The sequence below is a fragment of the Saccharopolyspora flava genome, from assembly GCF_900116135.1.
GTDB classification, from domain to species: domain Bacteria; phylum Actinomycetota; class Actinomycetes; order Mycobacteriales; family Pseudonocardiaceae; genus Saccharopolyspora; species Saccharopolyspora flava.
This window is the reverse complement of the sequence record NZ_FOZX01000003.1, coordinates 309,019-325,887: the sequence shown is the minus strand read 5'-3', so window position 1 is coordinate 325,887 and position 16,869 is coordinate 309,019. Positions and strand designations below refer to the sequence as shown.

Annotated in this window: 2 protein-coding genes; both read left to right on the top strand. The window is 72.5% G+C overall.

All coding sequences use genetic code 11. From position 1 onward, the window contains the following. Positions 1–64 precede the first annotated feature (64 nt). Positions 65–6,502 carry a type I polyketide synthase gene (locus tag BM424_RS11625; protein ID WP_175548043.1) on the top strand — a complete coding sequence of 2,146 codons (6,438 nt, stop codon included), beginning with the start codon at positions 65–67 and terminating at the stop codon, positions 6,500–6,502. 37 nt (positions 6,503–6,539) lie between these two features. Further along, positions 6,540–16,856, top strand: a complete 10,317-nt coding sequence (locus BM424_RS11620) for a type I polyketide synthase (RefSeq protein ID WP_093416103.1) — start codon at positions 6,540–6,542, stop codon at positions 16,854–16,856. The last annotated feature ends 13 nt before the right edge of the window (positions 16,857–16,869 follow it).

Sequence of the window (16,869 nt, the reverse complement as noted above, 5' to 3'; positions counted from 1 at the left end):
GCCGGTCCGACGGCCCGAGCGGCGGCCGACCCGATCAGCCACTGGACGAGGGAGCGTCGTCGTCGTGTTACGTACCGAACTCATCCGGCCGCTGTCCGAGCTGCTGCGGGAGCACGCCGAGCGGACGCCGGACAAGATCGCGTTCAGCGACCACCGGCGGGACCTCACCTACGCCGAGTACGAGCGGCGCACCGCCCGGCTCGCGGGTCACCTGGCGGACCGGCTGGATCGCGGCGACCGGGCGATGATCTACCTCGGCAACTCGGTGGAGACGCTGGAGGCCTACCTCGCGGTGATCCGCGCGAGCGGCGTCGCGCTGCCGTTCAACCCGAACTCGGCCGACGCCGAGCTGGCCTACGTCCTCGACGACAGCGGCGCCCGCGTGGTGATCACCGACCGCGGCCGGCTGGACCAGGTCGTGGCGCTGCAGCGGGAACGCCCGCACCTGCGGATCGTGGTCACCGGCGACGACCCGCTGCCCGAGGGCACCCCGGCCACCCGCTACGCGGACCTGATGGCCGCCGAACCCGCCCAGCCCGCCCGCGACGACCAGGACCTCGACGACGTCGCCTGGATGCTCTACACCTCCGGCACCACCGGCAAGCCCAAGGGCGTGCTGTCGACGCAGCGCAGCTGCCTGTGGTCGGTGGCGGCCTGCTACGCCCCGATCGTCGGCCTGTCCGGCGAGGACCGGGTGCTGTGGCCGCTGCCGCTGCACCACAGCCTCGCGCACGTGCTGTGCGTGATCGGCGTGACCGCGGTCGGCGCCACCTGCCGCGTGCTGGACGGCTTCTCCGGCGAGGAGGTGCTGCGCGCGTTCCAGGACGACACCTACACGTTCCTCACCGGCGTGCCCGCGATGTACCACCACCTGCTGGAGGCCGCGCGGCGCCACGACGTCGACATGAGCGGCCTGCGGCGCTGCCTGACGGCGGGTTCGGTGTGCCCGGCCTCGCTGCGCACCGCCTTCGAGGAGACCTTCGGCGTCCCGCTGCTGGACGGCTACGGCAGCACCGAGACCTGCGGTCTGATGGCGGTGAACTGGCAGCACGGCACCCGGGTCGACGGGTCCTGCGGCCTGCCGGTGCCCGGTCTGGCGCTGCGGCTGGTCGACCCGGACAGCGCCCGCGACGTCGCCCCCGGAGCGGAGGGCGAGGTGTGGGTGCGCGGCCCGAACCTCATGGTCGGCTACCACAACGCGCCGGAGGCGACCGCCGCCGCGCTGCCGGGAGGCTGGTACCGCACCGGTGACCTGGCCAGGCAGGACGAGGCCGGTTACCTGACCATCACCGGCCGGGTGAAGGAGCTGATCAACCGGGGCGGGGAGAACATCCACCCCGGCGAGGTGGAGGACGCGCTGCGGGACGCCCCGGGCGTCGCCGACGTGGCCGCGGCGGGCGAACCGCACGAGGTGCTCGGCGAGGTGCCGGTGGCCTACGTCGTCCCGCGCGAGACCGGCGTCGACGTCGAGGCGCTGTTCGCGGTGTGCCGGGAGCGGCTGTCGAGCTTCAAGATCCCCGAGCGGATCTACGAGACCGAGCGCATCCCCCGGACGGCTTCCGGCAAGGTCACCCGGCACCTGCTGCGCGACCTGCCGACCCGCCTGCTCGCCGACCGCGAGTCGTTCTCCAGCGAGCTGGTCGAGAGCGCCGCGCGCGTGACCGAGGCGGACGAGGCGGCGGCCGCCGAGCTGCGGCGGCGGTTGACCGGCCTGACGCCGCAGGAGCAGGAGTCGTCGCTGCTGGAGCTGGTGCGCGCCGAGGTCGCGCAGGCCCTCGGGCTCGACGCGCTGAGCGCCGCGGCGGCCCGGAGCGCGTTCCGCGAGCTCGGGTTGACCTCGGTGAGCGCGGTGGCGTTGCGCAACCGGCTGACGGCCGTCACCGGCCTGGACCTGCCCGCCCCGGTGGCGTTCGACCACCCGACCCCGGACGCGCTGGCCCGCCACCTGCGCGCCGAACTGCTCGGCGAGCGGACCCCGGCCCCGGCTCTCGCCGCGCCGCGCCAGGACCCGGGCGAGCCGATCGCGATCATCGGCATGGGCTGCCGCTTCCCCGGTGACGTGCGCTCGCCCGAGCAGCTCTGGCAGCTGGTCGCCGACGGCGACGACGTGCTGTCGCCGTTCCCCGCCGACCGCGGCTGGAACCTGGCGAAGCTGTTCGGCGAGCCGGGCGATCCCGGCACCAGCGCGACCCGGCACGGCGGATTCCTGCACGACGCAGCCGATTTCGACGCCGCGTTCTTCGGCATCTCACCCCGCGAGGCGTTGGCGATGGACCCGCAGCAGCGGTTGTTGCTGGAGGTGTCGTGGGAGGCCCTGGAGCGCTCCGGCATCGACCCGACGACGCTGCGCGGCCGAGACGCGGGCGTGTTCACCGGCGTCATGTACCACGACTACGGCACCGGTCTCGCCGACGCGCCCGAGGGCACCGAGGGCTACTGGACCACCGGGACCGCGGGCAGCGTCGCGTCCGGCCGCGTCGCCTACGCGCTCGGCGTCGAAGGCCCTGCGGTCACGGTGGACACGGCGTGCTCGTCGTCGCTGGTGTCGATGCACTGGGCGGCGCAGTCGTTGCGGCAGGGGGAGTGCTCGCTGGCGCTGGCCGGTGGGGCGACGGTGATGTCGACGCCGTCGACGTTCGTCGAGTTCACCAAGCAGGGCGGTCTGGCCCCGGACGGCCGCTGCAAGTCCTACTCCGACGACGCCGACGGCGTCGGCTGGTCCGAGGGTGCCGGCGTGCTGGTGCTGGAGCGCCTGTCCGACGCCCGCCGCAACGGCCATCGCGTGCTGGCGCTGCTGCGCGGATCGGCGGTGAACTCCGACGGCGCCTCGAACGGCCTGACCGCGCCGAACGGCCCGTCGCAGCAGCGGGTCATCCGGCAGGCCCTGGCCGGTGCTGGTCTGTCCACTTCGGATGTTGATGTGGTTGAGGGGCATGGCACTGGAACGACTTTGGGTGATCCGATCGAGGCGCAGGCGCTGCTGGCGACCTACGGTCAGGACCGGGAGCGGCCGCTGCTCCTGGGCTCGGTGAAGTCCAACCTCGGGCACACCCAGGCCGCGGCCGGTGCCGCCGGGGTCATCAAGATGGTGATGGCACTGCGCCACGGCATCGCCCCGCGCACGCTGCACGCCGACACCCCGTCCGGCCACGTCACCTGGGGCTCCGGCGCGGTCGAACTGCTCCACGACGCGGTCGACTGGCCCGACACGGGTCGCCCGCGCCGCGCGGGCGTCTCGTCGTTCGGCATCGGCGGCACCAACGCCCACGTGATCGTCGAACAAGCCCCCGACCAGCACGTCCCGGCCGAAACCCCCGAGATCGACCCGGCCGTCATCCCGTGGCCCATCTCAGCCAAGACCGAAACCGCCCTCGACGACCAGATCACCCACCTCAACGCCCTCGACCACACAGCCCTCGACATCGGACACTCCCTGGCCACCTCCCGCTCCACCTTCGACCACCGAGCAGTCCACCTCCCCTCCGGCGAAATCCGAGACACCGCCACACACCGCACCCTCGCAGTCCTCTTCGCAGGCCAAGGCTCCCAACGCCTCGGCATGGGCAGGGAGTTGTACGACCGCTTCCCGGTCTTCGCGGACGCGTTGGACGAGGTTCTGTCCCACTTGGATCCGTCGGTCCGAGAGGTGATGTGGGGCGAGGATCAGGAGGCCCTCAACCAGACGGGCGTCGCCCAACCGGCCCTGTTCGCGATCGAGGTCGCCCAGTTCCGGCTGGCGGAGTCCTTCGGTCTCAACCCGGACTACGTCGCAGGCCACTCGATCGGGGAAGTGGCCGCAGCCCACGTGGCTCGCGTGTTGTCCCTCGAAGACGCCTGCACTCTGATCACGGCTCGAGCCCGGTTGATGCAGGCCTTGCCTTCGGGCGGGGTGATGGTCGCGGTCCGCGCCAGCGAGTCCGACGTCCTGCCTTACCTGTCGGGTGATCTTCCGGAGGTCAAAAACTCCCAGATTCGGGGGGACGAATACCGGAGTATTCGACCCGCCGAAAACTCCGGTATTCGACCCCACGAAAATGGCAATTCTCGAACGGGTGTCATCTCTTTGGCGGCGGTGAACGGCCCTGAGTCGGTGGTTCTGGCCGGGGACGAGGACGCCGTGATGGCGGTGGCTGGGCAGTGGAAGTCTAGGAATCTGCTGGTCAGTCATGCGTTTCACTCGGCGTTGATGGACCCGATGCTCGATGACTTCCGCGAGGCGATCAGCGGGTTGTCGTTGCGGACCCCGACGACACCGATCGCCGTCGACGGCGACGTGACCTCGCCGGAGTTCTGGGTCCAGCACGTCCGCAACACCGTGCGCTTCGGCGAGACCGTGCGGACCCTGGGCGAGCGCGGCGTGAACGCCTTCCTGGAACTGGGCCCCGACGGGACCCTCTCGGCGATGGCCGCCGACTCCGCGCCCGAGGGCGCCGTGCTCGTCCCGGCGCAGCGCAAGGACCGCGACGGCGAGACCGCCCTGGTCGAGGCGCTGGCACGGCTGCACGTGTCCGGCGTGGACGTCGACTGGACGCCCTGCTTCACCGGCACCGGCGCACGCCTGGTCGACCTGCCGACCTACCCGTTCCAGCGCGAGCGCTACTGGCCGGAACAGCTCGCCGCGAACATCACCGACGACTGGTGCTACCAGGAGACCTGGACCCGGCTCACCCACCGGCCCGCGACACCGGACGGGCAGTGGCTGATCGCGACCCCCACCGAGCTCGCCACCGACCCGTGGGCCTCCGCGATCGCCGACGCCCTCGGCGACGACGCGGTGCGCCTGCCCGTCGAACCCGGAACCCGGCGCGACGACCTCGCCAAGCGGCTCACCGACCTGCCCGCCGCTCCGGCCGGGGTGATCGCCCTCGGCGACGAGATCGAGTGCGCCGTCCTGCTCCAGGCGCTCGGCGACGCCGGCGTCGACGCCCGCGTGTGGGCCGTGACCCGAGGCGCGGTCTCGGTCGCCGACGACGACCCGGTGCGCGACTCCACCTACGCGGGCGTGTGGGGCCTGGGGCGGGTCGCCGCCCTCGAACTGCCCGGCAGGTGGGGCGGCCTGATCGACCTGCCCGACGAGCTCGACGCCCGCAGCGCCGAACTGCTCACCGGCGTCCTCGCCGGAACCGAGGACCAGGTCGCCATCCGGACCGCAGGCGCCTTCGCCCGCAGGCTCGCACCCGCACCGCGCTCCCACCGGGCCGACACGGCGCCCCCCTCCGGCACGGTGCTGATCACCGGCGGAACCGGCTCGCTCGGCACCCACCTGGCCCACGACCTGGCCGAACGCGGCGCCGACGCGCTCGTGCTGCTCAGCCGACGCGGCCCCGACGCCCCGGGCGCCACCGAACTCGCCGAGCAGCTGGAAGAGCGGGGCGTGCGGGTGCGGATCGAGGCCTGCGACGCCGCCGACCGCGACGCGCTCAGCGCCGTGCTCGACGGCATCGACGACCTCACCGGCGTGGTGCACGCGGCCGGAGTCGTCGACGACGGCGTGCTCGACCAACTCACCCCGGAGCGCTTCGGCGAGGTCTTCGAGTCCAAGGTGGACTCCGCGCTGCTGCTCGACGAGCTCACCCGCGACCGCGACCTGGACTTCTTCGTGCTGTTCTCCTCCCTCGCGGGCAGCATCGGCAACGCCGGGCAGGCCAACTACGCCGCCGCCAACGCCGTCCTCGACGCCGTCGCCCGCCAGCGCCGCGCCGAAGGCCTGCCCGCCACCTCGATCGCCTGGGGCGCGTGGGCGGGAACGGGGGCGGCCGCCGACGACGCCATCGCCGACCGGCTCCGGCGGCGCGGCGTGCTGCCGATGGAACCGGACCTCGCCCTCGACGCCCTGTGGCGCGCCGTCGCCGACGACCGCACCGCGCTCACCGTGGCGCACCTGGACTGGCCGCTGTTCGCCCCGCACTTCACCGCGGTCCGCCCCAGCCCGCTGCTGTCGGGCGTCGAGGCGGCACGGCGCGCCCTCGCCGGGACCGAGACCGCGGTATTCGTCGACGAGCTCGCCGGCCTGCCCCGGTCCGACCGCGGCCCCGCCGTCCTGGAGCTGGTGCGGACCGAAGCGGCAACCGTGCTCGGGCATCCGAGCCCGACCGCGATCGGCGTCGACAACGCCTTCCGCGACCTGGGTTTCGACTCGCTGACCAGCCTGGAGATGCGCGACCGGCTGCGGAAGGCCACCGGCGTGGCGCTGCCCTCGGCGCTGCTGTTCGACTACCCGACGCCGCGCGCCGTGGCCGACCACCTGCTGGCGAACCTCGACGTCGAGGACACCGCCGAGGTCGGCTCCGCGCTCAGCGAGTTCGAGCGGTTCCACACCGCGCTGCGGGCCTCGACCGACGACGTCGACGAGATCAAGCGGCGCCTCGAGGACACCCTCGCCTGGTTGCGCGAGCGCGGGCAGTCCTCGACCGGCGGTCGCCCTTCCGAGGACGACATCAAGTCGATGCCCGTCGACGAACTCCTCAACAGCATCGACAACGGGCTGCTCGACCTCTCCTGACGAGACCCAGCTCGACACGAGACATGAAGGTGGACCGGTGGCGGAAGATCAGCAGGACCGAGTTGTCGAATACCTGAGGCGCACCACCGTCGACCTCCGCCGCGCCCGCGAGCGCATCGCCGAACTGGAGTCCCGCAACAGCGAACCGATCGCGATCGTCGGCATGGCCTGCCGCTTCCCCGGCGGCGTGCGCTCGCCCGAGGACCTGTGGCGGCTGGTCGAGGAGGGCGTCGACGCCATCGGCCCGTTCCCCGACGACCGCGGCTGGGACCGGACGGCCCTGGCCGAGTCCAGCCTCGCCGCCGAGGGCGGTTTCCTCGACGGGGCAACGGATTTCGACGCGGACTTCTTCGGGATCTCACCGCGCGAGGCCGCCGGGATGGACCCGCAGCAGCGGCTCGTGCTCGAAACCGCGTGGGAGGCACTGGAACGCGCCCACCTCGACCCCGCTGAGCTGCGCGGAAGTCGCACCGGCGCGTTCCTGGGCACCAACGGTCAGGACTACGCGTCGCTGCTGGGCACCGGCGCGGACGTGCCCGAGGGGCACGCGGCCACCGGGCACATCGCCAGCGTGCTGTCGGGCCGGGTGTCCTACACCTTCGGTTTCGAGGGTCCTGCGGTGACGGTGGACACGGCGTGCTCGTCGTCGCTGGTGTCGATGCATTTGGCGGCGCAGTCGTTGCGGCAGGGGGAGTGCTCGCTGGCGCTGGCCGGTGGCGTGACCGTCATGTCGACGCCGCACGCGTTCTTCGAGTTCACCCGCCAGCGCGGCTTGGCCGCCGACGGCCGCTGCAAGGCGTTCTCCGACTCCGCCGACGGCACCGGCTGGTCCGAAGGTGTCGGAATGCTCGTGCTGGAGCGGCTTTCCGATGCCCAACGCCACGGCCATCGGGTGCTGGCGGTCGTGCGGGGCAGTGCGGTGAACCAGGACGGCGCGTCGAACGGGCTGACCGCGCCCAACGGTCCGTCGCAGCAGCGCGTGATCCGGGAAGCGCTGCGCTCGGCCAACCTCGAACCGTCCGAAGTGGACGCCGTGGAGGCGCACGGGACCGGCACCGCGCTCGGCGATCCCATCGAGGCCGACGCGCTGATGGCCACCTACGGCGGTGACCGGGCCGCACCGCTGCTGCTGGGCTCGGTGAAGTCGAACCTCGGGCACACGCAGGCCGCGGCCGGCGTCGCCGGGGTGATCAAGACGGTGATGGCCATGCGGCGCGGTGTCCTGCCGAAGACGCTGCACGTCGACACGCCGTCCTCGCACGTGGACTGGTCCTCGGGCGCGCTCCGGCTGCTCACCGCCAGCACGGCCTGGCCGGAGACGGGACGCCCGCGTCGGGCCGGGGTGTCGTCGTTCGGCGTCAGCGGCACGAACGCGCACGTCATCCTGGAACACCCGGCGGCGCTGGACGTTCCGGCAGCCGAGCCGTGGGTGTCGCCGACGGTGGTTCCCTGGGTGGTCTCGGCGAAGTCCGAGGCCGCGCTCGACGAGCAGATCACCCGCCTGCGCGGCTGGGACGGCGTCCGCGTCGACATCGGCTACTCGCTGGCCACCTCCCGCACCGCGCTCGACCACCGCGCGGTGCTGCTGGCCGCACGAGACTCGATCACCGAAACCGCCCGCGCCGTCGCCACCAACCGCACCCTGGCGGTCCTCTTCGCAGGCCAAGGCTCCCAACGCCTCGGCATGGGCAGAGAGCTGTACGACCGCCACCCGGTCTTCGCACAGGCACTGGACGAGGTCCTGTCCCACCTGAATCCGTCGGTCCGAGAGGTCATGTGGGGCGACGACCAGGAAGCCCTCAACCAGACAGGCGTCGCCCAACCGGCACTGTTTGCCATCGAGGTCGCCCTCTACCACCTGATCGAGTCCTTCGGCATCACCCCGGACCACGTGGCAGGCCACTCGATCGGGGAGGTCGCCGCAGCCCACGTAGCGGGCGTGTTGTCCCTGGAGGACGCCTGCACGTTGATCACGGCCCGAGCCTCGTTGATGCAGGCCCTGCCCTCAGGCGGGGCGATGGTCGCGGTCCGCGCGACCGAGTCCGAGGTCCTGCCTTACCTAACGGGTGAACTTCCGCCGGTCAAAAACTCCCAAATTCAGGGGGACGAATACCGGAGTATTCGACCCCACGAAAACTCCGGTATTCGACCCCCCGAAAATGGCAATTCTCGAACGGGTGTCATCTCATTGGCGGCGGTGAACGGTCCGGAGTCGGTCGTGTTGGCCGGGGACGAGGACTCCGTGATGGCGGTCGCGAAGAACTGGGAGTTCAAGCGGCTCAACGTTTCTCATGCTTTCCACTCGGCTCTGATGGAGCCGATGCTGGAGGAGTTCCGGGGCGTTGTTGAGGGGCTGGAGTTTCGGGAGCCTCGGGTTCCGGTGGTTGCTTCGGGGGATGTGACGTCTCCGGAGTTCTGGGTGCAGCACGTTCGCGACACCGTGCGGTTCGGCGAGACCGTGACGACGTTGGCCGAGCGGGGTGTGGACGCGTTCCTGGAGCTGGGGCCGGACGGGGTGCTGTCCGCGATGGCCGGCGAGTCCGCGCCGGAAGCCCTCGTCGTGCCGGTGCTGCGGAAGGACCGGGACGAGGGGACGTCGGTGCTGTCGGCGCTGGCCTCGCTGCACGTCGCCGGGGTCGACGTGGACTGGAGCCCGATCTTCGACGGGACGCGCGCGCAACGGGTCGACCTGCCCACCTACGCCTTCCAGCGCCGCCGCTACTGGCCGAAGCTCACCGCGGGCAGCGGAGTCCGGGCGGCCGGGTTGACGGCGGTCGAGCACCCCTTGCTCGCCGCGGGCGTCGAACTCGCCGAGGCCGACGGCTTCCTGATCGCCAGCAGGCTGTCGCTCGACACCCAGCCGTGGCTCGCCGACCACGCCGTCGGCGGACGAATCCTGTTCCCCGGCACGGCGTTCCTCGAACTCGCCCTGCGCGCCGCTGACGAGGTCGGCTGCGACGAGGTCGGGGAGCTCACCCTCGCCGCCCCGCTCGTGCTGCCCGAACGCGGTGCCGTGCAGCTCCAGGTGTCGGTGGGCGCGGCCGACGAGTCCGGCCGGCGCCCGATCGCCGTGCTGTCCCGGCCCGACGACACCGACCAGCCGTGGACCCGGCACGCCAGCGGCACCCTCACCCACGGCGCCCACGATAAGCCTGCTGACCTGGCGGAATGGCCGCCGTCCGGTGCCGTGGCGGAGGACGTCGAGCGCGGTTACGAGCGCTTCGACGCGGCCGGGTTCGACTACGGTCCGGTCTTCCGCGGGCTGCGCGCGGTGTGGCGTCGCGGCGACGAGGTGTTCGCCGAGGTCGCACTCCCGGACGGCACCGACGGCAGCGGCTTCGGCCTGCACCCGGCGTTGCTGGACGCCTGCCTGCACGCCTCCGGCGTCGCCGACCCCGAGACCGTCGAACGCGGCGGTCTGCCGTTCTCCTGGCAGGGCGCGACCCTGCACGCCGCCGAGGCCTCGGCCGTGCGGGTGCGGATCACGCCGCGCGGCGAGGACGAGGTCGCCCTCACCCTCGCCGACACCGCCGGACGTCCGGTCGCCTCGGTCGACTCGCTGCGCACCCGGCCGATGCCGGTCGAGGCGCGGGACACCGACAACGCCCTGTTCACCGTCGAGTGGACCCCGATCAGCGGCGCCGAACCGCCGCCCGCGATCGCCCTCGCGGGCCCGGACCGGCACGGTCTCCGCGACACCGGCATCCCGATCGACCCCGACGCCGATCTCCTCGTCGTCCCGATCGCCGGCGGCGACGACGTGATCACCTCGGCCCGCGAGGCCACCGCGCACGCGCTCGCCCAGGTTCAGGACTGCCTGGCCCGCGAGGGCACCCGCCTGCTGTTCGTGACGCGCGGGGCGACCTCCGGAACCGACCCGGCCGCGGCCGCAGTGCACGGCCTGATCCGCACCGCCCAGACCGAGCACCCCGGCCGGTTCGGGCTGCTGGACCTCGACCCCGAACCGGTCGACGGCAGCGCCCTCGCCCGGGCCTTGGCCTGCGACGAGCCGCAGATGCTGCTGCGCGGCGACGAGCTGTTCGCCGCCCGCCTGGCCCGCACCGCACCGCAGGACGAGCCGGTCGGCTGGGAAGAGCCCGTGCTCATCACCGGCGGCACCGGAGGGTTGGGCGCCCTGGTGGCCCGGCACCTCGTCGTCGAGCACGGGGTGCGCGAGCTGCTGCTGGTCAGCCGCACCGGCACCGCCGACGAGCTGGTCGCCGACCTGGCCGAGCAGGGAGCGCGGGTGGAGGTGCGGGCCTGCGACGTCGCCGACCGCGCCGCGCTCCGGGACCTGCTGGCCGAGCACGAGGTGCGGTCGGTGGTCCACGCCGCCGGTGTCCTCGACGACGGCGTGATCGAGACCCTGACCCCGGAACGCGTGGACGCCGTGCTGCGCCCGAAGGTCGACGCCGCCTGGAACCTGCACGAGCTGGTGCCCGACCTGTCGGCGTTCGTCGTGTTCTCCTCCGCCGCCGGTGTCCTCGGCACCCCCGGGCAGGCCAACTACGCGGCGGGCAACGCCTTCCTGGACGCGCTGGTCGAACACCGCCGCGCGCGAGGACTTCCGGGCGTGTCGCTGGCGTGGGGGCCGTGGCAGCTCGGCATGGCCTCCGGCGTCGACGCGCAACGGCTCGACCGCTCCGGGATGCCGCCGATCACCCCGGAACAGGGGCTTCGCCTCTTCGACGCCGCGCTGAGTGCCGGACGGCCCGTGGTTGTCCCCGCTCGGCTGGACCTCACCCGCTCCGGGGAGGTTCCGCCGCTGCTGCGCGGACTCGTGCGCGGCCGGACGCGCCGCTCGCGGGCGAGCTCGACGACAACCGAGTCGCTGGTGGCGCGGCTGACCGCGCTGCGCGAGACGGAACGCCCCGCTGCCCTGCTGGATCTGGTCCGCCGCGAGGTCGCCACCGCGCTGGGGCACACCAGCGCCGACGCGGTCGACCCGAACCGCGCGTTCCAAGAACTCGGCTTCGACTCGCTGACGGCGGTGGAACTGCGCAACCAGCTCGGCGCGGCGACCGGGCTGCGCCTGCCGACGACGCTGAGCTTCGACCACCCGACCACCCAGGCCCTCGCCGACCACCTGCACGACGAGCTCTTCGGATCGGAAACCGATGCGGCGCAACCCGTTCCGTTCATGGTGAGTGCGGAGGACGATCCGGTCGTCATCGTGGGCATGGCCTGCCGCTACCCGGGTGGGGTGTCCTCGCCGGAGGACCTGTGGCGGCTGGTGTCCGACGGGGTCGACGCGATCAGCGAGTTCCCCGTCAACCGCGGCTGGGACGTGGACGCGCTGTACGACCCGGATCCGGAGCACGCGGGCACCTCCTACACCCGATCCGGCGGATTCCTGCACGACGCAGGCGAATTCGATCCGGCGTTCTTCGGCATGTCGCCGCGTGAAGCGCTGGCCACCGACGCCCAGCAGCGGTTGCTGCTGGAAGTGGCGTGGGAGTCGCTGGAACGCGCCGGTGTCGACCCGATGTCGTTGCGCGGCAGCCGGACCGGCGTGTTCGCCGGCGTGATGTACAACGACTACAGCGCCCTGCTCACCGGTGCCGCGTTCGAGGGGTACCAGAACCTCGGCAGCTCGCCGAGCGTCGTCTCCGGTCGGCTCGCCTACGCCTTCGGCTTCGAAGGCCCCGCCATGACCGTGGACACCGCGTGCTCGTCGTCGCTGGTGTCGATGCACCTGGCCGCGCAAGCGATCCGGCAGGGCGAGTGCTCGCTGGCGTTGGCCGGTGGCGTCACCGTCATGTCGACGCCGCGCACGTTCCTGGAGTTCTCCCGCCAGCGCGGCCTGTCCCCGGACGGGCGTTGCAAGTCCTTCTCCGACGACGCCGACGGTGTCGGCTGGTCCGAAGGCGCGGGACTGCTGGTGCTGGAACGGCTCTCCGAAGCGCGTCGCCAGGGGCACGAGGTGCTGGCGGTGCTGCGCGGCAGCGCGATCAACTCCGACGGCGCCTCCAACGGCCTCACCGCGCCCAACGGCCCCTCCCAGCAGCGCGTCATCCGCCAGGCGCTCAGCGCCGCCGGACTGGGCGCGGGGGACGTCGACGTGGTCGAGGCGCACGGGACCGGCACGACCCTGGGCGATCCGATCGAGGCCCAGGCCCTGCTGGCGACCTACGGCCGCGACCGCGAGGAACCGCTGCTGCTGGGGTCGGTGAAGTCGAACCTCGGCCACACCCAGGCGGCCTCGGGCGTGGCGGGCGTGATCAAGATGGTGCAGGCCATGCGTCACGGCGTGGTGCCCCCGACGCTGCACGCCGACACCCTGTCGACGCACGTGGACTGGGAGGACGGCGCGGTCGAGCTCGTCACCTCGCCCCGCGCGTGGGCGGCGCACGGGCACCCGCGTCGCGCCGGGGTCTCCTCCTTCGGCGTCAGCGGCACCAACGCCCACGTGATCATCGAGCAGGCGCCTGTCGAGTCCGTTCCTGTCGAGGCTGTTTCCGTCGAGCGACCGGTTTCCGGGGCGGTTCCGTGGCCGGTCTCGGCCAAGACCGAGGCCGCCCTGGACGAGCAGATCGCGCGCCTGAGCTCGGTCGACGATTCCGCCGTGGACGTCGGGTTCTCCCTGGTCACGTCCCGGTCGACGTTCGACCACCGCGCCGTCCTGCTCGCCTCCGACACCGGCGACGAGCCCGTCGAGATCGCCCGCGGCACCGCCGGAGACCGGCCGCTCGCGATGCTGTTCTCCGGCCAGGGCTCGCAGAGCTTGGGCATGGGCCGAGACCTCTACGACCGCCACCCGGTCTTCGCCGAAGCCCTGGACGAGGTCCTGACCCACCTCGACCCGTCCATCCGCAAGATCATGTGGGGAGAAGACCAGGAAGCCCTCAACCAAACAGGCGTCGCCCAACCAGCCCTGTTCGCCATCGAGGTCGCCCTCTACCGCCTGATCGAGTCCTTCGGTGTCCGCCCGGACCACCTCGCAGGCCACTCGATCGGGGAAGTCGCCGCAGCCCACGTAGCGGGCGTGTTGTCCCTCCAAGACGCCTGCACCCTGATCACGGCCCGAGCCTCGTTAATGCAGGCCCTGCCCACAGGCGGCGTCATGGTCGCGGTCCGCGCGACCGAGTCCGATGTCTTGCCGTTCCTGTCGGGTGATCTTCCGGCGGTCAAAAACTCCCAGATTCGGGGGGACGAATACCGGAGTATTCGACCCGCCGAAAACTCCGGTATTCGTCCCCACGAAAATGGCAATTCTCGATCGGGTGTCATCTCTTTGGCGGCGGTCAACGGTCCCGAGTCGGTCGTGTTGGCTGGGGACGAGGACGCCGTGATGGCGGTCGCCAAGAACTGGGAGTTCAAGCGGCTCAACGTTTCTCATGCTTTCCACTCGGTGCTCATGGAGCCGATGCTTGATGAGTTCCGGGCCGTCGTTGAGGGGTTGGAGTTCCGGGAGCCCGGGGTTCCGGTGGTCGCTTCCGGGGATGTGACGTCGCCTGAGTTCTGGGTGCGACATGTTCGGGATGCGGTGCGGTTCGGGGATGTGGTTGCTGAGCTGGCCGGGGCTGGTGTGTCGGCGTTCCTGGAGGTCGGGCCGGGTGGGGTGCTGTCGGCGCTGGTCGGGGAGCAGGTTCCGGACGCGGCGGTGGTCGTGCCGGTGCAGCGCAAGGACCACGACGAGCACGCCGGTCTGATCAAGGCCTTGGCGTCGCTGCACGTCGTGGGCGTTGATGTGGCGTGGGAGCCGTCGTTCGCCGGGACCGGGGCGCGCCGGGTCGACCTGCCGACCTACCCGTTCCAGCACCAGTGGTTCTGGGCGACCCCGGCCCAGCGCACCGGCGACGCGTCCCGGCTCGGCCTCGCCGCCGTCGAGCACCCGCTGCTGGGCGCGGCCGCGGAACTGGCCGGATCCGGGGAAGTCCTGCTCAGCGGCCGGGTGTCGCTCGACGAGCACCCGTGGCTCGGCGACCACGTGGTGATGGGACGCGTGCTGCTGCCCGGCACCGCGTTCCTGGACATGGCGTTGCGCGCCGCCGACGAGCTCGGCTGCGACGGCGTCGAGGAGCTGACCCTCGCGGCCCCGCTGGTGCTGCCCGAGCAGGGCGCCGTCGACCTCCAGGTGCGCGTGGGCGCCGAGGACGACGGCCGCCGCGCGGTGGCGATCCACGCTCGCCCGGCGGGAACGGGGGAGTGGACCGAGCACGCCACCGGCACCCTCGCCGCCCACCACCCCGGCACGAGCTGGGTCGGTGCGGAGTGGCCGCCGAACGCCGAACGCATCGACGTCGAGGCCCGCTACGCGCGACTCGCCGAGCTCGGGCTCGACTACGGGCCGCTGTTCCGAGGCCTGCGCGCCGCGTGGCGCCGCGGCGACGAGATCTTCGCCGAGGTCCGTTTGCCGGAGAACACCGACGGTTTCGCCCTGCATCCGGCGCTGCTGGACGCCTGCCTGCACGCCGCCGACCCCACCGAGACCGCGCTCCCGTTCTCCTGGCAGGGCGTCTCGGCGCGCACCACCGGCGCCACCGCAGTCCGCGTCCGCCTGACCCGCGACGGCGACGGGATGAGCCTGGAGCTGGCCGACGAGACGGGCGTTCCGGTGGCCTCGGTCGAGTCGCTGGTCCCCCGGCCCGTCACGCCCGACCAGCTCGCCGGCACCGGAGCGGAGGACCTGTTCGCACTCCGCTGGACCCCGGTGACACCCGGGCCCGAGCCGGAACGCGACGCCGAGATCCTGCGCACGACACCGGCTCTCGACGCACCCGGGATCCATGCCGAGGTGCTGCGGGTCCTCGACGAGATCCGCGACTTCCTCGCCCGCGACACCGACACGACGCTGCTGGTGACCACCCGGCGGGCGGTCGCGGTCGCCGACGAGGAGGTCACCGACCTCGCGGGCGCCGCCGTGTGGGGCCTGGTGCGCTCGGCGCAGGCCGAGCACCCCGGGCGGATCGTGCTCGCCGACATCGACGAGGACCTGGACGCGCACGCGGTCCTGGCGACCGGCGAACCCCAGGTCGCGGTGCGCGACGGTCGCTACCACGCGGCGCGGCTCGCCCGCGCCACCGGTGAACCCGGCACACCCGCCACCACCTTCGACCCCGGCGGAACCGTGCTGGTCACCGGCGGCAGCGGCAGGCTCGGGCGGCTGTTCAGCCGCCACCTCGTCGCCGAGCACGGCGTCCGCCACCTGCTGCTCGCGAGCCGCCGGGGCGGCGACCCCGACCTGCGCGCCGAGCTGGAGGAGCTGGGCGCCGAGGTCCGCTTCGCGGCCTGCGACGTCACCGACCGCGCGGCGCTGGCCGCGCTGCTCGACGACATCCCCGCCGAGCACCGGCTGACCGGGGTCGTGCACCTGGCGGGCGTGATCGACGACGGAGTGCTGGAAACCCTGACCCGCGAGCAGGTCGAGACGGTGCTGCGGCCGAAGGTCGACGCCGCCCTCCACCTGCACGAACTCACCAGCGCTCTGCCGCTGTCGGCGTTCGTGCTGTTCTCCTCGGCCGCCGGAGCGATCGGCGGCCCCGGGCAGGGCAACTACTCTGCCGCCAACGCCTGCCTGGACGCCCTCATCCAGCACCGCCGGGCCCGCGGCCTGCCCGGGCAGTCCCTGGCCTGGGGCCTGTGGTCGGACGGCATGGCCGACGAGCTCGACGACACCGCGCGACAGCGCACCGCCCGCAACGGTGTTGGAGCCCTGACACCGGAGCACGGGTTGCGCCTGTTCGACGCGGCCTGCGCCCGCAGCACCCCGGTGCTGATGCCGATGCGCCTGGAAGCGGGAGCGCTGCGCGACTCCGGCGCGGTCGTGCCCCGCGTGTTCAGCGACCTGGTGCGGCCGGGGCGCCGCCGGACGACGACCTCGGCGGAACCGGTGGTGGCCGACCGGCTGCGCACCGCCTCCGACAGCGAGCGCGCGGCACTGCTCGTCGACCTGGTGCGCTCGCACGCGGCGGCCGTCCTCGGCCACGCCGACGCCGAATCCGTCGACGTCGCAGCGGGTTTCAACGACCTCGGGTTCGACTCGCTGACCGCCGTGGAGCTGCGCAACGCGCTCGGCAGGGCGACCGGCCTGAGGCTGCCCGCGACGCTCGTCTTCGACCACCCCAGCGTCACCGCGCTCGCCGAGCACCTCGGCACCGAGCTGGCCCCGGTGGACCGGGACGCGGAGGAGCTCACCGAGGACCGCGTCCGCGACGTGCTCACCAGCGTCCCGCTGCACCGGCTGCGCGACGCGGGACTGCTCGACGCGCTGCTGGAGCTGGGCGGGGTGAGCGCACCCGCTGAGAGCACCACCGGTGTCGGCGACGACATCGACGAGATGGGCGCAGAAGACCTGATCACGATGGCGCTGGAGGGTGCGAGCGCACCCGACGACGCCGCACGGGAAGCGTGAGGCTGAAACATGG